Here is a 16279-nt window from a genome sequence, read left to right on the forward strand (position 1 = left end):
CAGAAGTGAAGCGCGGTGCTGACGGTTCGTTTGTTCAGGCCTTGGGTGCGCTTTCCAACATCGAGGCGATGGTTCTCGCCACCCTGAAATCGGAGGGGAGGTAGATGGCCCGCTATACCGCCGACGCGGAGACGCGGGAAATGGGCCGCAAGATCGTTCACTACGACGCGCCTGGCATAATGGGCTGGCAGACATTGTGCGGTCATGTGGATCGCACCGATTACCGCTGGAAAAAGACCAGAGAGAAGGTCGATTGCCGTGCCTGTCTTTCCATCGTCGCGCACGCCGCCGCCCTGAAATCGACCGCCGCGAAGGAAGGGGAGAGTGATGGCTGAGAAGTGGCAATCAATCGGCGGCGCAGACCGAGACATGTTCTTGGTCGGCAAGGACTGGACTGGCCCCGAAAATGTCGAGGCGATTTTGAGCGACAACGACGACATCTTGTCTATGCGCGCAATCTTCACCAAGCCCGATGGAACCCGCATTCTAGCAATCCGCAAGCATTTGGCGCGCTCAGTAAAGCACGTCTTTCAGAAAATGGAGCCCTTCCCTTGACCGCCCCCTCTAACGCGAACACGTCGGGGCTGGAGTTGGTCGATCTGAACGGGCTGCTGCATCAGGCTTGGGAGCGCCTTCACCGATCCGATGCAGACGTACCGGGCGCGCTCGTCGTACTGAACGCCCTGCACGTTGCCCTAGAAGCGCCCCTCGTCACCGCCGCATCCGCTCAAGCCGAGATCACTTCGCTTGCTGAGGCTGTTCGGCGCGCAGAGGCGAACGAAACGATCTGGAGCGACTTGGCAGATGAGTGGAAAGCCAAGGCCGAGGCCGCTGATCGGATCATAGTCCAGCAATCAGCCTGTGCTTCTGAATGGCAGGTCCGAGCCACCGCAGCCGAAGCCCGAGCGGATAGGCTGGCGAAAGCGTTGGAGGCGGCTCGCGGGACATTGGATGCGATTGATTGTCCGCTGACCACAGATCGAACCGTCGCGGGCGCTGCAAAACACGCGGTGAAGCGCATCGACGCCGCCCTACACCCAGGACACGCCCCAATGACCCAGACCCCCACCGATGCGCTGCGCCTGGTGCCTGTAAGGGCCACACCGCAGCAACTAGAAACCGCCGCGTTCAACCTGTCCGCTGAGATCGGCGCGGCAGAGGCCATGAAACTCGGGCCACATATCGAACGGGCATATGAGCTTCTTGTCGCAGCCGCCCCCGCATCGCCGCTGCCAGGGGCGGGTGGCAGGACATCAGCACCGCGCCTCGACAGGAGCGCGTCATGCTCGGACACAAGGATTTCAAAGGCTGGTTCTGCCTCGCGATCTGCAATGCCCTTGGTGAGTGGTCCTACGATGACCGGCCTTGGGGGCAACAGGATGCGCCCGACAAAGAGGCCACCCACTGGATGCCGCTTCCCGCCGCCCCGACAGGTGACGCATGACCGACCATATCGGTGAAGCCACCAAAAAGGTCATCGACCTAGACGCGCTGGAGAAGCTGGCGGATGAGGCGGGTGGGAAGTCATGGACACTTGGAGGTGGCGGATTCGTGGTCGAAGGTGATCGGCCTATTGCCGATTTTCTGGCTCAGACTGATCCCGAAGACTGGAAATCTGCTCCAAGCCTTGGCGATGCATTTGAACGCGCAAAGTTTGTAGCAGCCGCCAACCCCGCCACCATCAAAGCCCTGATCGCTGAACTGAAGGAGGCGAGGGCTATTATCGCCGAAACAGTCGAAGAGTTCGGCTGCACTATAGACCTCTACAATAGGCATGGTCCTCACTGGACCAGCGCAGACGGCGAGATGTTCTACGTTGGCGTCGTTCTTGACCGCGAACCGCTTATCGAAAGAGGACGCGCCTTCCTCGCCCGCAATGGGAAGGGGGAGAGGAAATGAACGACGTGACCGTATTGGACCCAACCCGTTCGGCCTGGGATGTGGCGCACGACCAGCAGCGGTTCGACCGGCTAGGCCTGACGCGCGACAACATCCTTTCGAAGATGGCGGAGGCCGGAACCGAGATCGCAGGCTGGGGCGCCGGCAACGAGGCCGCCGTCATGCGATTTGCCATGGCCGAGATCGTCAGGCTTCGGGCCGGGAAGGGGGAGGGATGAGCGCCGTCGTCCTAATCTGCGCGACCCTGCTCATGAGCGACGGGGACAGCGGCCGGTGCGTGAGCGCCGACGGCGAGCGCCACCGGGTGCGCTTGGCAGGGATCGATGCTGGGGAGGTCGCGCCTCATACCCGCTGCCGCCAGCGGCCGGATGTCTGGGCCTGCTCGCCTGTCGCCCGGTCCACGGCTTCGGCCGCGGCTGCCCGCGCGCGTCAGCTGGCCAGCGCCGGCGCTCGCTGCACCATCGCCGACACCGATCGGTATCGCCGCAATGTCGCGGTGTGCACGGTCAGGGGCCGCGACCTCGGCGCCCAGCTGGTCCGCGAGGGCCTGGCCATCAGCGAGACGAACTTCGAGACCCATACCGGCGCGAAGAGAACGCAGCCCGGAGAGAACGCAGGGGAGTGTGGAGATGAGCGCGGCGAACGATAACGGCTTCAAGCTGGCCTACTCGATTGCAGAGGCGAGCGCGGCGATGAGCCTGAGCGAGGCGACCATCTACGCGTTGCTCGCGGAGGGGCGCCTGGAGCGTCGCAAGGTTGGGCGACGGACACTTATCCCCAGAAGTTCGCTCGAGGCGCTTTTGGCCAACTCGCCAGAAGCGGCTTAGGGCGCGGCTTAGGGCGCAAACCCGAAACGCCCCGCAAATCCAGTGGTGGTGTGAGAGGCTGGCGGAAGCGGTGGGATTCGAAGACCCCTCCGTGCGCCTCCACGACCCTCCACAGGGCCTGAACTCTAGGCCTTGCGGGCGCTGAACTTTCTCCACCTATCTCCACTGACATTGCCGGGCATCGGCGACACGAACTTAGGGCGGGACTTAGGGTGGCGACCGATATTGTCGCTGGGCTATGTTCTCGTTCCGTTCTGGAGGAGCAATGGCGCGCGAGATCAACAGACTGTCGGCCGTCAAGGTGCGGTCGCTGAAGGAGCCGGGGCTGCATGCCGACGGCAACGGTCTGTATCTGCGGATTGACCAAACCGGCGCCCGGCGCTGGGTCTTTGTCTTCTACCTTGCCGGCCGCCGTCGGGAGATGGGCCTGGGAAGCCTGGAGGCCGTTCCACTCAAGGAAGCCCGCGAAGCCCTATCCAAGGCTCGAGACGTGCTCAGGGCAGGGAGGATCCGATTGCGGCCCGTCGCGCGCCGACAGCGCCAGCACGGACGCCGTTGTTCAGCGAAGTCGCCGGCGAGCTAATGGATAGCCTGGAGCCGTCGTGGAAGTCGCCGAAGCAGCGCGGGCAGTGGGAGGCATCGCTCAAACAGCATGCCCCGGTGATCTGGCGCGCGGAGATCACCGCCGTCGACACGGCTATGATGCTGGAGGCCCTGCAACCGATCTGGCTGTCCATTCCTGAGACGGCGACCCGACTTCGCGCCCGGATAGAGCGCGTCCTCGACACCGCGAAGGTGAAGGGCCTGCGCCACGGGGAGAACCCCGCCCGCCTGCGAGGCCACCTCGACGCGCTGCTGCCACGTGTGAAGCGCATCCGCGGTCACCATGCCGCCATGGCCTATGACCGCGTTCCCGCCTTCGTCGAGCAGCTTTCCGGCCGTCACAGCGAGAGTGCCGACGCCCTGCGTTTCCTGATTTTCACCGGCGTCAGGTCGGGTGAGGTCAGAGGGGCGACGTGGGATGAGATCAGCGGCAACGTCTGGACGATCCCGGCAGAGCGGATGAAGGCCGGCAAAACACACCGCGTCCCCCTGTCTCACGCCGCGAAGGCCGTACTCGACGCCATTGACCCGATCGACCGTACCGGCCTGATCTTCTGCGGCGCCAAGGGCGGCAAGCTGTCAGACATGGCGCTCGCCATGGTCATGCGGAAAATGGGGATCACCGATGCGACCCCTCACGGATTTCGCTCCAGCTTCCGGGATTGGGCCGGGGACTGCACGACCTATCCGCGAGAGCTGCTGGAGGAGGCTCTGGCCCACAACGTCGGCAATGCGGTCGAGCGAGCCTATCGGCGGGGAACAGCTTTCGAGAAGCGGCGGGCGCTGATGAGCGATTGGGCCGATCACTGCATGGGCGTCACCCGCGCCGACAACGTCTATCCGCTGAAGGCATGACTCACTATCGGGACGACACGACGCCCGACGACATCCGCCGCGGCGATCAATGCGCTCTGGTCTGCCAATGCGGCAGCCGCGTCATCCCGGCTTGGGCGAAGTTGCCCCAAGCCCAGCGCTTTACGCCACTGCGGGACATGCGCGCCAAGATGGTCTGCAAGCGATGCGGCAACCGGCCCGACGATCGTCATATCCGGACATCAAGGGACGGGCGGGCAGTTGAAGGAGTTTTGGCGATGGCCGCCGGCGAACCGGACCTGACGCTGGAAGAGATAGACGCGCTGATCGACGAAGCGACGGCGCCGAAGATCCTCATCGTGGCCCACTGGACCTGGTTCTTGATCCAAGAGGCCGGCCGGCACCTGAAGACCCGGAACAACGGCGGTCTGAACTATCGGGGTCTCGATGTCTGGATCAGCAGCCGAACGCGGATCGGAACGGAGGCCGAGGCCGAATTTCTCGCGGAGTGCTGAAAGACGAAAAGCCGCCATCCCGAAAGGTGACGGCCTTAGGTCGCGCAACACATGGAACCGGTATCGCAAACGGTCTCGACTCCACAATCGCATAACGCCGTGTCAGGTTCCGGTTCGGAGGACTGGAGCCATGGCAACACGGAAGACCCTCATAAAATCGCGCGCGGGCGTTCGTCTTCAGCGGATTGAGCGCCTGGCCCGGCAACAGGTCATGCAATCATCATGGCGGCTATCGACGTTGCGCCAGAACCAGCCGCGCACATTTGCTGACGAGATTGAAGCTGAAGATGCTTTCGATTTGGAGGTCATCGCTTCGCTGACCGACCCCATCATCATGGATATGCAGCGGCGTGGGCTGCTCGACTGAATGTGCAACCTCTATCGCCAGCGCTCCGGCCCCCAGGCCATCACGGACATGGCCGGTGCCATGCGCTCGACGGTCGGCAATCTGGCACCGGGCGACATCTATCCCGACTATCCTGCCCCTATTGTGCGTTGGGAGGACGCAGAGCGCATCTTAGCATCCGCGCGCTGGGGCATGTCGTCGTCCAAGAAGATGATCTTCGACAATGCGACGAAGCGCGCCGACAAGCTGCGCGCCAAGGGCGGCGAGGTGGACTTTCAGAAAATTCTGGAGTTCGAGCCCGACAGCGGCACGACCAACGTCCGCAATACCAGTTCCAGCCATTGGCGCTCGCATCTGTCGCCGGCATCGCGCTGTCTGGTCCCATTCCCGCCTTTAGCGAACCGGGCCGGGACGCGTCCGGAAAATACCGCCCCATCTGGTTCAAGCTCGCGGACGACGAGCCCGAGCCGTTGGCTTTCTTCGCCGGCATCCACCTCCAGGCCCACACGAGCGTCCGCAAGATCAAGACCGGCATGGAGACGATCGACGTCTTCGCCTTCCTGACGACCGAACCTAACGCCGAGGTCGGCGCGGTTCACCCCAAAGCCATGCCGGTGATCCTGACGGAGCCCGACGAGATCGAGGCGTGGATGACGGAGCCTTGGGACATCGCTAAAGAGCTTCAGCGCCCGCTGGATGACGGCGCGCTGGAGTATGTATGATGGACTGGGAACGCCGCGAAGATGGAGAGCTGGTGCTCTCGGTGCTTCAGAACTTCGAACTGGCGACCTTCACGAATGAAGCGCTCGCCGTGAGGCTCGAATTCGCTGACGTCCAAGAACAGCTTCGCGGCGAAATGGCTCTGTCGCACAAGCAACTGATCATGACACCAAAGGCCGCTGCCGCCCTTGGCAAGCTGCTCGTCGAACAAGCGGCATTGGCGAGCGATGCCGCCGGCGAGGTTTGAACGATCTGGCTGGCCGCAAGGGTGGTGGCCCGGCGCCCTTCGCGAAGGGTGGGGATTCACCGAGCCACCGTGTTCCTACGGAGGGGAACGCATTTTCGTAGGCTGAAACCGAGAGCATGGCCCGTTAATTGGAGTTCATGCGAACGGCGGTCCGCGAGAAATAGTCAGCACCGGCACGTCCGCCCGCCGACACAAAATCTTGTTTTGAGGTGCTCCCCGAACGGTGTCGTCATATCGCTACGACGCTGTTTCGGGGGAAACGCTCATGCTGATGTCCATCGCCTTAGGCGAGACCCTTTACTGGGCGCACCGATTGCGCCGAACGATCATTCTGTCGCCGGCAGTCGCTATGAGCGTCGGGGTGGCGGTGATGGTGGTGCGAAACTGGCATCACCTCAGACATCTCGTCGCTCACTGATGAAAGAAAGCCCGCCCTCCGAAGAGAGCGGGCCTCGATAGCGGAGCCGAGGCTCGACGCTCAGATGGTTTCGGTAGCCATGCCGCCCTCCTAGCCCGGTCGAGGCGGCGGCGGACAATCCAGCCCTCGCATCCCCATCATATCGAAGAATCGGCAGAGCCGCCCGACTTGGGCCGCCAGGCGATCACCTCGCGCCTCAATGGCGATGTCGTAGGCGTCGAGCGCAGCCTCCGAATAGATCGCTTCGGGCTCCAGGACCGGCTTCGGCTCAATCGCCAGATCGGCAGGGCTCGGGTAGAAGGCGCTCTGCGGCCCCTTGGTGGCGCAACCGCTCGCAAGCGAGGCGGACGCGGCGAGCGCTAGGGACAGCATCAGGGAGCGAGTTGACCGCATCGGATAGATCCTTTTCGCGGGCGTTGATGATGGGGGTTTCGACGGAGGCCTCGCGAGCAGCGGTTTCCCGCGCGCCTGACGCCTTCGCCTTGGTCTTCTGTGTCTGGGCCGCCTGCCGGCCCCGCTCGCCCTGTGCGCCCTTGTGAGAGCAGTAGGCGCCGGTCAGGACGAAGGTGGCGCTGATAGCGACGATCAGCCAACCGAGCGGGGTGAGAAGGCGCGGGATGGAGCGGAGGAAGGCGAGGGCGATCACAGCCCGACGACCTTCTTGGCTGCCGCCGTGGCGGCTATGCGCGCATCTAGGCCGTTGGTGCCTCCGTTCACCTTCAGCGTCACGCCCTTCACGTCATCGCGCAGCGCCGGAGCGATGCAACCGTGCTTGACGAAGAAGTTGGCGGCAGCTCTGGCGGACGCGACTGGGTCAGTCCGCAGGGTGTCCGGATCATGCTCGTGCCCGGCCTCGCGATAGTTGGCCCGTCCGGTAATTTGCTTCTCGCCGCCACCCCTGAACCGCCAGCCGTCGCCCGGCTCCGTGTTGCCCAGGTTCTTCCGGCCCCACTCTCCGCCGTAGATGATGTTGGCGATCGCGTTCTGGTGCGCGGGCCGGCCGGGCGCGCGACCGAACTTGCGGGCATCGGCCTCGCTGATCCGATGCCGGCCGAACATCCTCAGGAGGCCATCGACGGAATAGTTCAGATTCTCTTCGCGGGTCGTGAACCCGGCGCTTTCGACGAACATCTGACCCAGCCAGTGGGCCAGGACCAAGCCGGAGAAGCCGTTTGCGGCCGCTGCCGCCTCCAGCGCCTCGCGCGTGCCCGCCGTCGCCTTGGGCGCAAACGTACGGAACCTGTCAGCCGGTATGAGGCCCATGGTCAGTCTCCGGTTGTTAAGGGTTGCGCGCTTAGGCTGCGTCGCATAGCGTGAGAGTTGAGCCTTGCGGCTTGCTCTAGCGGGGAGTTTCAGGCCGGCGGTTCCGCAAATGCCCCGGCCAATCCATTGGGGGACGGATGGGTATGGATCAGAAAAACGTCGCACCCGTCCTGCTGACGATGATGGCTTGGCTAACCGGCCTGGTCTTGGCGGGCGTTCCGCGGATCAGGTGACAGCCACCCCCGCATTCAGCTAAGCCATAAATGTCGCAGCTCGTGCCCGAACTGCGTCAGGCGGCCCGGCTGGGCGAGGACATCAACGGCTGGGCCGCAAAGCCATTGGGGACGTGGAATGGATGACGGGACGCTGGAGCGGCGCGCCATGGGCGCGGAACAGCTGATGACGGCCAAGATCACCGAGTTCGCAGCCCATCTGACGGCGGGTGATCGATCGGCCGCAGAGCGTGCCCGAACCGAGGCCATTGCGGCGCTGGAGGTCCACTTGGACCTTACCGATCAACTGATCACCCAGACATTCGCCTGACGCTGCGCCTCGCAAGCGCGCTCTGGCGAACGGCTGATCCATAGCCTACATGGCCGCCATGATCGGTGAACTTCTCTATTTCGCGCATCGTCACGCCCGCGTCCTGATCGTGGCGGCGGCGCTCGGTTTTGCGTTCAGCCTGGTGTCCGGCGGCGAGGCCGTGGCTCACCATATTCACTGGCGCTGACGCGAACCGGGTTCGTCAGTCGGCACGCGGCGAGGCGGGCGGGACCGGGTCGATCCGGATCAGCCGGTCATAGTCTGGGGCCGGTTCGGCAAAGCCGGTGACGACCTTCTCCAGAGAGCGCTCCACGACCGGCGGGACCGTCTCCGCCACCGCTTCCTTCATGTCCTGAACGTCGGCGGCCCGTGTCTCCGCCCGCCGCACCTCCAGCACCTCGCGCCCATCGTGGACGAACATGCTGATAAGCATGGCGGTCGAGGTCAGGGCGGCGATGACGAAGAACCAGGCGACGGCGTCGGGCACATGCGCGCCGCCGACGACCTCGAAGATGACGAACACCGTCACCAGTGCGACGGCGTCCATGCCGAACCGCACGAACCCGTTGCTGGCGTAGGAACTGCGAACGCGCGGCGAAACCAATTCCGCACGGGCGAGAACGGTCAGTCCAACTAATCCAGCGGCGATGACAGTGACGATGTCGACAGGGGTCATGGGTTGGCCCTCGTGCCGCCCAACCAGCGCAGGGCCAGATCGCGAAGGGTGGCGGGGTTGGACAGCAGTTTGACGGCCCCAAACAGACCAGGCGCAAAGCGCCATGCCCCCATGCCGATCCCGAAGCCGATGGCTCTTAGGTCGGACGGGTTGATGTCAGGCGCCAATCTCAGCGCGATGGGCGCGGCCCAGAAACGGGCGACCAGCGCGCCGACGACGACGGCAAACACGCCCTCGATCACCGCGCGCATGATCTCGCGCGAGGTCGCCGGTTCGGATCCCAGCGACACCACCCCGACGTGGACCAAGGCGGAGACGATGCCCCCGCCGCGCCCGCGAGGAAAATCCAGTCGGGGTCGATCCGGTCCGCCCCGATGACGCCGGCATAGGCCGCCGCGCTCAGGATCAGGTTCAGCAGCGCGCCGATCCCGAACACGGTGAAGGGTTCCGCCACCCAGCGGATGAAACGAGCCATGGAGGTCTCCGATAGTCAGGCCGTGGTGGAACAGCCGTTGGGCGGCTTACGGGAACCGGGCGGGTCCGCGAGGCGCTTGCCTCTCATGGACATGACCACGATGCTTCTTCTGGTGCTGATCGCTGCGACGGTGATTGGCGCAATGGCGCTTCAGTCGCGTCTGTCCAACGATGCGACGCCTGATCATAGAACTAATCTGGCTCTTTGTCGGCGGCATCGTGCTTGTCGTGGCGATGTGGGCGCTGAACGACGCCATCACCAAACGTCCGCGCGGGCCGCCAGCGACAGCCAAGCCCGCACCCGCGCCTCGCGCGTCGCGCCCTTCGATCCATAGGCCGGGATCATGCCCAGCCCGCCCGCGATCAGGCCGCCGCACAGGCCCCAGAACCAGGGCATTTCACGCGGGTCGAACATCCGCCCCTCCAAGTCGTCAGCCCACGAACACAGACAGCCGACGTGGAGACGGCTTCGCAGCGATGTCAGATCGTGACCCCGCGCCGCGCCATGTGAGTGCGCACGTCTGCCACGACGGTGGCGATCTCGTCGGTCGTCAGGGCGACGGAGTGGGCTTGGAAAAAGGCCATGTCGGCATGCCCGGCGAACTGAGTGTAGCCGGAACCAATGCGAAGAAGACCCAGGCTCGGATAGCGCGGCAGGGCTGAGGAGGCGTTCTGCGCCTGTGTTCCCGCCGTTTCGTTGCGAACGATGGTGTCCTCGGAAGCGCCCACGCCGGTACGGTGGATCATCAACGCCCAGCTGCCCGGCGCGACCGTCAGCGTAGCGGGACCGGAAGTGTGGTCCGCAAGCGAGTTTCCGCGCCCGGCCCCAGCTGAATACTGGGTCGCACTTGCGGCAAAGAGCGAGATACCGAAGGTCGTATCGGCCGTCGTGCCGTCAGCTGGCAGCGAGCGGAACGTGCCATAGAACATCGGCCGGGTGGCGTTGTCCGCCAGGGTGTCCTGCGTCCTGACGACCGAGAAGATGGTCATGGCCCGCGCCTCGCGCACCTGGGTCTGCACATAGGCGCTCAGGCTCTTGGTCCGAACCGACTGCGCGCCGATCGAGACCGGTGATCCGACGAATACGGCGTTCGGCTTGCCGGGCGCGTAGTTCTTGGCGACCTTCTCCGGCGTCTTGTTCATGAAGTGGATGGCTTCCAGCCCCCGGCGAACGGGAGCCAGATACTCGACGGCGGTGTCCTCCGCGTCGATGTCCTTGGCGATCAGGCGCGTGCCCATGGGTCGATCTCCTTGTCAGATCAGGTTGGACGCCGCGCACGCGACGTAGGCGGACACGGCGTGGAAAGCTGCGCGCGAGCGCTGTTGATGGGGTGGATGTCGTCGGCGAGATCGGCGGAGAGCGCGCCGGTCGTCGGGTCCGGAGTGGCGGCGGCCAGGGCGAAACCCGTCTCCTGCGTCATCATCGCCCAAGCCGGGCACAGGTACATCTTGGAGTCATTGAGCGTCTTCAGCGCATCCTTCATCGCGCGAACGACGGGGATGTATTCGGGGGCCCACAGCGCATCGCGGCTGGTGGATCGGGGAGCGCCCGGCATGACGCGGATGATCTTGGCGTTCGGCCATGCCGCCCGCATTCGAGCCAGGATGAGCAGGTCGTTGGCCAGAACCGTCTCGTAGACCACGCCCGCGTCGCGATCCCGGATGTCGTTCGTGCCGCACTCCCAGATGATGATGTTTGGCGTCGGCAGGCTGAAGCGCGACTGGTAGAAGGCGAAGTCCAGCACATAGCCGTTGCGGACGATGCTGGGGTTGTCCCCGCCGGTGGATTCCCTGATAAACGGGTTGCGGCCCCGCTGGTCGCCCTTCGACATCGCTAGATAGGTCGCCTCTCCGCCCGGCGCGACTGGGGAGGAGCGGTCGGTGATCGTGTTGGTGTAGTCGCCGGTTTCCCAACCCTCGCGGACCTCCCCCAACTCCCCGGTGATGTCGTCATTGTTCGCCTGGGTCGAAGAGCCGCGCATGGTGCCGATGAAGTTCGGCGCATAGCCCCAGGCCTGGAGGAAGGCCTTCATCAGCGTTCCGCCCTGGCGGTTCAGGATGCTGTCGCCGATCGGCAGGACATTGAAGCCGGATGTGAAGGTCGCGGGGTTGGCGGCCGTGCGGACGACAAGGGGCAGAACCCGTCGAGCGTTCACGACGCTGTTGCGAAGCGAGAGTTCCGCTGTCGCCCCGAGCTTCTCCGTTCGGACCACGATCTCGTCGGCGCCGACACGGGCGTAGGGATTGCCGATGACCGTGCTGGCGATCACGCCCGTGACCACGGCCGCGTCAGACCGCGCCTCCCTGAGATTGCGCAGGTAGATCGGCGTGTCCTCGCCCTGGACACCACACAACAGGCCGCTGAAATACGGCATGGTGTCGGGGACTTCTTCGACCGGCAGCGCGACGCCACTGTCCGCGCCCGAGCCGTCGATGCGGAGCAACAGGAAGCCGTTTCGATCCGTGAAGACCGCGCCCGGCTCCACAGGGTCGCCCAAGGCCGTCAGTCCGGCCAGGAAGGCGCCGCGTTCGTCGACACCGCTGCTGCGAAAGCCTGAGCGATCCACAGCGGCCACGCCGGAGAAGCCGTCGTCCACCTGGGAACGGACGCCCGCCATCAGGGCGTTCCGAGATCCGGCGCGGGCCAGAACGAAGCCGTTCGGATCGGTCGTGACCTGTTCGTCGGCGGCGACTTCGCCCTTCACCAGGCCGGTGACCTCGGTCGCGGCCGCAGAGGCGACATTGGCGCTGGCGAGCGCGTCCACCGAAGCTTGGATGATCGGATCGTCGAACGGCTCCCAGCTGTCGCCGTCCCACCGATAGACCAGACCTGTCTGCTCGACCTTGGCCAGCTGGCCGAGGTCTGCCCCGGTCAAGGTCGGAAGGTCCGCCAGCAGGGCGTAACCTCTGACGCTATTGCTGACCGAGGCGGCCACATCGGCGATGTAATCGACGACCGGCGTCAGGGCCGACCGGATTTCTGCCTTGTCCGGCTCGTTGGCGCCGGATGCCGGCACGCCATCGACGCGGAAGTCGCGGAAGGTCGTAAGAAGGCGAGCCTTCACGGTGGCGGGATCAGCCATCGAGCACCTCGAAGAATTTGGATGTAAGGGAGCCGATCAGTCTCGACGGCTAAGTGACCTGCTGCTCATAGATCGGCGAACTGCCGCCGCCGCCCCAGCCAGGAGGCGAGGGAGGGGATGTCGGATAGCCGCCTGACCCGTCAGACGTCGCCTGCCAGCCGATGAAGACCCAAGAACCAAGCGCCAGGGCGTTGGCGGCGAAATCACCCGGCAGCGCGGCGTAGCCGACATCGCTTCGCCAGAACACGCCGTATTGCGTCAGTGCCGCCAGACCTGTGATCGTGGCGGCAGGCAGGTTCAGCGTTGAGCCGTCGGGTAATACGCCACTGAAGGCGAGAACTGAGATCGTGTCGGAAGTCGCGGACGTGGGGTATGGAACCGACAGGTTGATCAACCTGCGGGCTGGCTCTTGCTCGCCGGGAACGACAGGCGGCTTTTCGACCGGCGGCACCGATGGTGCGGCGGCTTCACCCACGTCGATCTGGGTGTCGGCGAGGACGACATCGAACACGACCTGTGCGTTGGCCATGTCCAGTTCGACGTTCGTGACCTCGACCACGACATCCGCCATGGAGTTCAGTTCAGGGTTCTGGATGCGGATGAAGCGCTCGCCCAAGCCGTTCAGTCCATAGACCGAGCTGCGGACCTGGCCCCGACGTTCAGCCGTCAGTCGCGTCATCTTTCGCCGCGCCAGCTCCATGGCTTGAGTGCCGCTCGGGCACAACGGCAGTTGCAGGGCCTCGGACCTTTCGACGCCGTTCCTACCGTCGATATCGTCTTGGTCGAAGAGCGTGCCAGCCTCGACCTCGGTATAGTCTTTCGCCGGATCGACGAACGATACGACCAGGGCGTTGCAGGCTTCCTCATCGGTCTGGAAGGCGCGCCAGCTGTAGCCCTGGATATGCTCGCCGGTCAGGGCGAAGGTCGGCTCGACATAGCGACCGGCCTTGATGATCAGGCGCCCCGGCCGTCCAGCGACATCCACCCGTCAAACGTGGACAGCAGGGCTTCTCGCACCGCTTGCGGCTCGGTGTTGACCGGATAGTTGCCGGCGCAGCGATAGCGCGCCTCGGTCACGCCGCTGCGGGTGACGATCTGGTCGCAATAGTCAGCCTCGGCCGTCAGTTGATCCAGCACCGGCGCGATGCTTCGTTCCCAGCGGCGTCCGTGGCGATGCCACTCGACGAAAACCAGCCAGACGACCGGATTCCAGCTGGCTTTCCAGGTTGAAGGGTCCGTCCGGCTCTGCGATGGATCGCGCCAGTCGTAGCAAACAGCAGCGGCGACGATGGAGACGACGGGTTCGCCGTTCGGGAAATGTCGCGCGAAGCTCTCGCGTGAACGGTGCTGGGCGAAGATGCCAATAGAGGCGATGCCGTCGCCCCGCGCCGAGGTGGGCCAATAGGCGCCGAAGTTCGGCGTCAGCATGGAATAGTGGGTCTCGGTCGGATTGCCGAGGCGCGTCTGGACCCTCAACAGATCGCCGGAACCGAACTGTTCGCCGGCCATACCTTGGACCCAACCATCCGAGTTCCGGGTGATCAGGTTGTCGTGCTCATAGACAGCATCGACTGACGCCAGACGACCTTCGCAGACGGCGAGCACGGCGCCGTACTTATTGCCGACGGCCTCGCGCAGCATGTAGGCACCCGACATCCTCGACGGGCCGCCTACGGCATGGACGCGGATCGGGCGGGCCTGTTTGCGCGTGACCTTCTGGCCCTCGGGGTCTGGGGCTTGGGCTTGGGCAATAGCCGTCAGACCCATGCTGACGGCGGAATAGAGGGCGGCCTGGGCGCCGTAGTAGAGGGTGGCGGTGACGATGGCATGAGCGGCCGTACCGTAGGCGAGGCCGGTTGCGGCGAACGCCCAGTTGGCGAAGGCGGCGGCGGCGACCGGGATGGCTTGCGGCATTCAGACCCTCCAGGCCATCAGCAGGCGTTCAGCAGGTGCGACCACTAAGCCGTCGCCCTTGATCGCCCAGCGCTCACCCAGGCAGATCGCAGCGACCGTCTGGCCATGAGCGACAATCAGACCGACGTCGCCACGAACCGGGTTTGTCGTTTCGGTCAGACCGGCCCGCTCCGCGCCATCGGACATCAGGACCAGCAGGCCGCCGGACTTGCGGATCAGCCGGTGTCGACCCAGCGCCGTGCGATATCGGCCTCGGTACGGCGCAGCGGGGTCAGGATGGCCGTTCAGGACGATCCAGTCCGCCACGCTCAGCACGCAGTCCGCTGCGCCGTCAGCGAAGGGCTGTCGGGACAGGTCTTCCAGAAATGTCGAGAGCATCAGCCCGGCGCTGGCCAGGTGATTGTCGAGTCGACCGAATAGGACGCGACCCGACTGCAGAAGGTGTCCGTAGGCGACCGGCGCTTCTGTTCGGCGTCGGTGTAAAACGCGAGCTGGGGCCGGGTGCGATCGGTGAACCCAGAGCCGACCGACAGGGTGACGCGCCGGGTGATCTCAGTCTCGGTCGCGTCGCGATCCACAGCAGGCACATCGGCCGTACCGTCCCACAGCCAGGCGATGTCATCCACCGGCTGCCAGTCTTCGTCGAAGAAAACGACCCCCACGTTGACCGGCGCCGCCCGGACTTCGGCCGCGTCATCATCGGCCAGGGACAGGGTGATCTCGTCTGCTCCGTTGAGCGTGAACTCGACCCGTTCACCCAGCCCGCCAATCAGCTGGCTCAAGGCCGGTATGTCGCCGACCAAACCAATACCGAGATACGTCCCGCCGTCCTGATCGACGTCGTCGGCCGGCAGATCGTAATCGCCGACGCCCAGCCAGGCGCGGACGTAGCCCTGCGTTTTCGTCTTCAGTAGGAAGAACAGGGAATAGCGCGGCGCCTGGAGCGCAGACATCGCGGCGGCTTGCGTAGGGAGCATAGCGCCTCCGGGACTCGACTTACCGCCTCATCGCCAGCAACCTGCCGGCGATTTGGGGAGACGATCATGACTGACGGGTTTGCGATTGATCCATTGAGCTATGAACTCGATGAGATCGAAGCGGTGGAGACAGGGGTCTGGAAGGCGACGGTGAGGATGGTCTTGCCCGAGACGCTCGACGAGGTCGGCGTCGCACATCATGTCTCAACGACGGTGCGGTTCAGATACCCAAGCGACGGAAGCGCTGCTGGGCTTCTTCAGAAGGCTCACGAGAAGGCGATAGCAGTCCTAGGCGCCGCTTCTCGCGCAACAGGCACGCAGTCTGCGGAGACGCTGCTGGCTCGGTCGTGGGCAGCGGCTCGGAGCCGGGACGAGGATTGATCTCGGGCAGCATCAGAACGCCTCTACCCACATGGCCTTGGCCACCATGATTTCCCGGCCGCGCTGGGCGTCCAAGCCATCAAGGAAGTCGTCGGGATTGGCCAGCTTGCAGACGCAGCCGACACGAAGGAAGTTGATCTCTTCTCCGACCGCGACGGCTTCGCGCAGCGGAGGGCGGATGGTGATCTCATCCCCTTCAACCCGCGCGACCCGATAGCGACGCGTGCCCTTCGTTGGATGGGTGATCGAGAAGTTCTCACCGCCCTGGATCACGCCCGCAATCATGGCGATGGTCAAAACCGTGGCGCGCTTGGGGGCTGAGACTGCGACCGTGGCGCCGGCCGGGGCCGAGGCATATTGCGAGCCGTCGCCGAACGCGGTGCCGTCGCTGTGCGGAACATCCGGCAGGGACAGATCACCTGGAGCAAATGGCTTCTCGCAGGACCACACCACCATTTTGCCGATACCGGCATCAAGGCAGGCCTCGATCGCCCGAACGGCTTTGATTGCGTCGCGGCCGTGAACTAGGATTTCCTGCTCGCCGACCCACAACCCGCCGCCATCGGTGCGGGCGACAGGA

At 64.6% G+C, this 16279-nt stretch carries 29 protein-coding genes; 16 read left to right on the plus strand and 13 right to left on the minus strand.

The window, feature by feature from the left end; translation table 11 throughout:
• Positions 1 to 104 precede the first annotated feature (104 nt).
• From PFY01_RS08890 to PFY01_RS08950, 13 genes are all read left to right on the plus strand, one after another.
• A complete protein-coding gene (locus PFY01_RS08890) occupies positions 105 to 335 on the plus strand; it encodes a hypothetical protein (protein ID WP_271041043.1) in 231 nt (76 codons plus the stop codon).
• Entirely contained in the window at positions 328 to 555 is a 228-nt protein-coding gene (locus PFY01_RS08895) for a hypothetical protein (protein ID WP_271041044.1), read from the plus strand. Before PFY01_RS08890 ends, PFY01_RS08895 begins: the two co-directional genes overlap by 8 nt.
• Positions 556 to 1282: 727 nt before the next feature.
• Complete coding sequence (locus PFY01_RS08900) at positions 1283 to 1444, plus strand: DUF551 domain-containing protein (RefSeq protein ID WP_271041045.1); 162 nt, start codon at positions 1283 to 1285, stop codon at positions 1442 to 1444.
• The gene (locus PFY01_RS08905; RefSeq protein ID WP_271041046.1) at positions 1441 to 1899 is read left to right on the plus strand and encodes a hypothetical protein; all 459 of its coding nucleotides are present in this window, start codon (positions 1441 to 1443) and stop codon (positions 1897 to 1899) included. Before PFY01_RS08900 ends, PFY01_RS08905 begins: the two co-directional genes overlap by 4 nt.
• The gene (locus PFY01_RS08910) at positions 1896 to 2117 is read left to right on the plus strand and encodes a hypothetical protein (protein WP_271041047.1); all 222 of its coding nucleotides are present in this window, start codon (positions 1896 to 1898) and stop codon (positions 2115 to 2117) included. Before PFY01_RS08905 ends, PFY01_RS08910 begins: the two co-directional genes overlap by 4 nt.
• The gene (locus PFY01_RS08915) at positions 2114 to 2548 is read left to right on the plus strand and encodes a thermonuclease family protein (protein ID WP_271041048.1); all 435 of its coding nucleotides are present in this window, start codon (positions 2114 to 2116) and stop codon (positions 2546 to 2548) included. Before PFY01_RS08910 ends, PFY01_RS08915 begins: the two co-directional genes overlap by 4 nt.
• Positions 2529 to 2726: a helix-turn-helix domain-containing protein gene (locus PFY01_RS08920; protein ID WP_271041049.1), complete on the plus strand. Its 198-nt coding sequence runs from the start codon at positions 2529 to 2531 to the stop codon at positions 2724 to 2726. Before PFY01_RS08915 ends, PFY01_RS08920 begins: the two co-directional genes overlap by 20 nt.
• Before the next feature lie 265 nt (positions 2727 to 2991).
• Entirely contained in the window at positions 2992 to 3309 is a 318-nt protein-coding gene (locus PFY01_RS08925; protein WP_271041050.1) for an Arm DNA-binding domain-containing protein, read from the plus strand.
• Positions 3309 to 4184 carry a tyrosine-type recombinase/integrase gene (locus PFY01_RS08930; protein WP_271041051.1) on the plus strand — a complete coding sequence of 292 codons (876 nt, stop codon included), beginning with the start codon at positions 3309 to 3311 and terminating at the stop codon, positions 4182 to 4184. Before PFY01_RS08925 ends, PFY01_RS08930 begins: the two co-directional genes overlap by 1 nt.
• A complete protein-coding gene (locus tag PFY01_RS08935) occupies positions 4181 to 4657 on the plus strand; it encodes a hypothetical protein (RefSeq protein ID WP_271040973.1) in 477 nt (158 codons plus the stop codon). Before PFY01_RS08930 ends, PFY01_RS08935 begins: the two co-directional genes overlap by 4 nt.
• A gap of 130 nt (positions 4658 to 4787) precedes the next feature.
• Positions 4788 to 5024 carry a hypothetical protein gene (locus tag PFY01_RS08940; protein ID WP_271040974.1) on the plus strand — a complete coding sequence of 79 codons (237 nt, stop codon included), beginning with the start codon at positions 4788 to 4790 and terminating at the stop codon, positions 5022 to 5024.
• Between the two features lie 320 nt (positions 5025 to 5344).
• Positions 5345 to 5725 carry an SOS response-associated peptidase family protein gene (locus PFY01_RS08945; protein WP_271040975.1) on the plus strand — a complete coding sequence of 127 codons (381 nt, stop codon included), beginning with the start codon at positions 5345 to 5347 and terminating at the stop codon, positions 5723 to 5725.
• A complete protein-coding gene (locus tag PFY01_RS08950; RefSeq protein WP_271041052.1) occupies positions 5722 to 5970 on the plus strand; it encodes a hypothetical protein in 249 nt (82 codons plus the stop codon). Before PFY01_RS08945 ends, PFY01_RS08950 begins: the two co-directional genes overlap by 4 nt.
• Before the next feature lie 508 nt (positions 5971 to 6478).
• Here PFY01_RS08950 and PFY01_RS08955 read toward each other — a convergent pair.
• On the minus strand, positions 6479 to 6781 hold the full coding sequence (locus PFY01_RS08955; RefSeq protein ID WP_271040977.1) for a hypothetical protein: 303 nt from the start codon (positions 6779 to 6781) through the stop codon (positions 6479 to 6481).
• A gap of 249 nt (positions 6782 to 7030) precedes the next feature.
• Positions 7031 to 7651 carry a glycoside hydrolase family 19 protein gene (locus PFY01_RS08960; protein ID WP_271041053.1) on the minus strand — a complete coding sequence of 207 codons (621 nt, stop codon included), beginning with the start codon at positions 7649 to 7651 and terminating at the stop codon, positions 7031 to 7033.
• Between the two features lie 351 nt (positions 7652 to 8002).
• Between PFY01_RS08960 and PFY01_RS08965 the strand changes: the two genes are divergently transcribed.
• Together PFY01_RS08965 and PFY01_RS08970 are read left to right on the plus strand one after the other, a co-directional pair.
• Positions 8003 to 8194 (plus strand): hypothetical protein, encoded by a 192-nt coding sequence (locus tag PFY01_RS08965; protein ID WP_066550153.1) that lies wholly within the window; start codon positions 8003 to 8005, stop codon positions 8192 to 8194.
• Between the two features lie 49 nt (positions 8195 to 8243).
• A complete protein-coding gene (locus PFY01_RS08970; RefSeq protein ID WP_271040979.1) occupies positions 8244 to 8381 on the plus strand; it encodes a hypothetical protein in 138 nt (45 codons plus the stop codon).
• A gap of 15 nt (positions 8382 to 8396) precedes the next feature.
• On the opposite strand, the gene PFY01_RS08975 is transcribed toward PFY01_RS08970, so the two are convergent.
• The 10 genes from PFY01_RS08975 to PFY01_RS09020 form a co-directional block, all read right to left on the minus strand.
• Positions 8397 to 8870, minus strand: coding sequence for a hypothetical protein (locus tag PFY01_RS08975; protein ID WP_271040980.1), 474 nt, complete (start codon positions 8868 to 8870; stop codon positions 8397 to 8399).
• Positions 8867 to 9121 carry a hypothetical protein gene (locus tag PFY01_RS08980; protein ID WP_271040981.1) on the minus strand — a complete coding sequence of 85 codons (255 nt, stop codon included), beginning with the start codon at positions 9119 to 9121 and terminating at the stop codon, positions 8867 to 8869. The genes PFY01_RS08975 and PFY01_RS08980 overlap by 4 nt, the downstream gene beginning before the upstream one ends.
• Positions 9109 to 9345 carry a hypothetical protein gene (locus tag PFY01_RS08985; protein WP_271040982.1) on the minus strand — a complete coding sequence of 79 codons (237 nt, stop codon included), beginning with the start codon at positions 9343 to 9345 and terminating at the stop codon, positions 9109 to 9111. Before PFY01_RS08985 ends, PFY01_RS08980 begins: the two co-directional genes overlap by 13 nt.
• Positions 9346 to 9600: 255 nt before the next feature.
• The gene (locus PFY01_RS08990) at positions 9601 to 9759 is read right to left on the minus strand and encodes a hypothetical protein (RefSeq protein WP_271040983.1); all 159 of its coding nucleotides are present in this window, start codon (positions 9757 to 9759) and stop codon (positions 9601 to 9603) included.
• A gap of 65 nt (positions 9760 to 9824) precedes the next feature.
• Positions 9825 to 10583 (minus strand): hypothetical protein, encoded by a 759-nt coding sequence (locus tag PFY01_RS08995; protein WP_271040984.1) that lies wholly within the window; start codon positions 10581 to 10583, stop codon positions 9825 to 9827.
• A gap of 20 nt (positions 10584 to 10603) precedes the next feature.
• Positions 10604 to 12427, minus strand: a complete 1824-nt coding sequence (locus PFY01_RS09000) for an SGNH/GDSL hydrolase family protein (RefSeq protein WP_271041054.1) — start codon at positions 12425 to 12427, stop codon at positions 10604 to 10606.
• Between the two features lie 49 nt (positions 12428 to 12476).
• Entirely contained in the window at positions 12477 to 13412 is a 936-nt protein-coding gene (locus tag PFY01_RS09005; protein ID WP_271041055.1) for a phage tail protein, read from the minus strand.
• Complete coding sequence (locus PFY01_RS09010; protein WP_271041056.1) at positions 13382 to 14341, minus strand: hypothetical protein; 960 nt, start codon at positions 14339 to 14341, stop codon at positions 13382 to 13384. Before PFY01_RS09010 ends, PFY01_RS09005 begins: the two co-directional genes overlap by 31 nt.
• Positions 14342 to 14719 (minus strand): DUF6950 family protein, encoded by a 378-nt coding sequence (locus tag PFY01_RS09015; protein ID WP_271040987.1) that lies wholly within the window; start codon positions 14717 to 14719, stop codon positions 14342 to 14344.
• Positions 14719 to 15318 (minus strand): hypothetical protein, encoded by a 600-nt coding sequence (locus tag PFY01_RS09020; protein ID WP_271040988.1) that lies wholly within the window; start codon positions 15316 to 15318, stop codon positions 14719 to 14721. Before PFY01_RS09020 ends, PFY01_RS09015 begins: the two co-directional genes overlap by 1 nt.
• 66 nt (positions 15319 to 15384) lie before the next feature.
• Between PFY01_RS09020 and PFY01_RS09025 the strand changes: the two genes are divergently transcribed.
• Positions 15385 to 15699, plus strand: coding sequence for a hypothetical protein (locus PFY01_RS09025; protein WP_271040989.1), 315 nt, complete (start codon positions 15385 to 15387; stop codon positions 15697 to 15699).
• A 12-nt stretch (positions 15700 to 15711) separates the two neighbouring features.
• Here the strand turns inward: PFY01_RS09025 and PFY01_RS09030 are convergent, their stop codons facing one another.
• Positions 15712 to 16251 carry a hypothetical protein gene (locus PFY01_RS09030; protein ID WP_271040990.1) on the minus strand — a complete coding sequence of 180 codons (540 nt, stop codon included), beginning with the start codon at positions 16249 to 16251 and terminating at the stop codon, positions 15712 to 15714.
• Positions 16252 to 16279 lie beyond the last annotated feature (28 nt).

Source organism: Brevundimonas vesicularis, assembly GCF_027886425.1.
Classification (GTDB): Bacteria; Pseudomonadota; Alphaproteobacteria; order Caulobacterales; family Caulobacteraceae; genus Brevundimonas; species Brevundimonas vesicularis_C.

Excerpts from the sequence above, each read along its gene's own strand:
- PFY01_RS08980 (WP_271040981.1), bottom strand. The coding sequence starts at position 9,121 with ATGCGCGCGGTGATCGAGGGCGTGTTTGCCGTCGTCGTCGGCGCGCTG.
- PFY01_RS08925 (WP_271041050.1), top strand. The coding sequence starts at position 2,992 with ATGGCGCGCGAGATCAACAGACTGTCGGCCGTCAAGGTGCGGTCGCTG.
- PFY01_RS09010 (WP_271041056.1), bottom strand. The coding sequence starts at position 14,341 with ATGCCGCAAGCCATCCCGGTCGCCGCCGCCGCCTTCGCCAACTGGGCG.
- PFY01_RS08920 (WP_271041049.1), top strand. The coding sequence starts at position 2,529 with ATGAGCGCGGCGAACGATAACGGCTTCAAGCTGGCCTACTCGATTGCA.
- PFY01_RS09000 (WP_271041054.1), bottom strand. The coding sequence starts at position 12,427 with ATGGCTGATCCCGCCACCGTGAAGGCTCGCCTTCTTACGACCTTCCGC.
- PFY01_RS08995 (WP_271040984.1), bottom strand. The coding sequence starts at position 10,583 with ATGGGCACGCGCCTGATCGCCAAGGACATCGACGCGGAGGACACCGCC.
- PFY01_RS09025 (WP_271040989.1), top strand. The coding sequence starts at position 15,385 with ATGACTGACGGGTTTGCGATTGATCCATTGAGCTATGAACTCGATGAG.
- PFY01_RS09020 (WP_271040988.1), bottom strand. The coding sequence starts at position 15,318 with ATGCTCCCTACGCAAGCCGCCGCGATGTCTGCGCTCCAGGCGCCGCGC.
- PFY01_RS08890 (WP_271041043.1), top strand. The coding sequence starts at position 105 with ATGGCCCGCTATACCGCCGACGCGGAGACGCGGGAAATGGGCCGCAAG.
- PFY01_RS08915 (WP_271041048.1), top strand. The coding sequence starts at position 2,114 with ATGAGCGCCGTCGTCCTAATCTGCGCGACCCTGCTCATGAGCGACGGG.
- PFY01_RS08965 (WP_066550153.1), top strand. The coding sequence starts at position 8,003 with ATGGATGACGGGACGCTGGAGCGGCGCGCCATGGGCGCGGAACAGCTG.
- PFY01_RS08985 (WP_271040982.1), bottom strand. The coding sequence starts at position 9,345 with ATGGCTCGTTTCATCCGCTGGGTGGCGGAACCCTTCACCGTGTTCGGG.
- PFY01_RS08900 (WP_271041045.1), top strand. The coding sequence starts at position 1,283 with ATGCTCGGACACAAGGATTTCAAAGGCTGGTTCTGCCTCGCGATCTGC.
- PFY01_RS08940 (WP_271040974.1), top strand. The coding sequence starts at position 4,788 with ATGGCAACACGGAAGACCCTCATAAAATCGCGCGCGGGCGTTCGTCTT.
- PFY01_RS08930 (WP_271041051.1), top strand. The coding sequence starts at position 3,309 with ATGGATAGCCTGGAGCCGTCGTGGAAGTCGCCGAAGCAGCGCGGGCAG.
- PFY01_RS08910 (WP_271041047.1), top strand. The coding sequence starts at position 1,896 with ATGAACGACGTGACCGTATTGGACCCAACCCGTTCGGCCTGGGATGTG.
- PFY01_RS08990 (WP_271040983.1), bottom strand. The coding sequence starts at position 9,759 with ATGTTCGACCCGCGTGAAATGCCCTGGTTCTGGGGCCTGTGCGGCGGC.
- PFY01_RS08975 (WP_271040980.1), bottom strand. The coding sequence starts at position 8,870 with ATGACCCCTGTCGACATCGTCACTGTCATCGCCGCTGGATTAGTTGGA.
- PFY01_RS08955 (WP_271040977.1), bottom strand. The coding sequence starts at position 6,781 with ATGCGGTCAACTCGCTCCCTGATGCTGTCCCTAGCGCTCGCCGCGTCC.
- PFY01_RS08960 (WP_271041053.1), bottom strand. The coding sequence starts at position 7,651 with ATGGGCCTCATACCGGCTGACAGGTTCCGTACGTTTGCGCCCAAGGCG.
- PFY01_RS08905 (WP_271041046.1), top strand. The coding sequence starts at position 1,441 with ATGACCGACCATATCGGTGAAGCCACCAAAAAGGTCATCGACCTAGAC.
- PFY01_RS08935 (WP_271040973.1), top strand. The coding sequence starts at position 4,181 with ATGACTCACTATCGGGACGACACGACGCCCGACGACATCCGCCGCGGC.
- PFY01_RS08970 (WP_271040979.1), top strand. The coding sequence starts at position 8,244 with ATGGCCGCCATGATCGGTGAACTTCTCTATTTCGCGCATCGTCACGCC.
- PFY01_RS08895 (WP_271041044.1), top strand. The coding sequence starts at position 328 with ATGGCTGAGAAGTGGCAATCAATCGGCGGCGCAGACCGAGACATGTTC.
- PFY01_RS08950 (WP_271041052.1), top strand. The coding sequence starts at position 5,722 with ATGATGGACTGGGAACGCCGCGAAGATGGAGAGCTGGTGCTCTCGGTG.
- PFY01_RS09015 (WP_271040987.1), bottom strand. The coding sequence starts at position 14,719 with ATGCTCTCGACATTTCTGGAAGACCTGTCCCGACAGCCCTTCGCTGAC.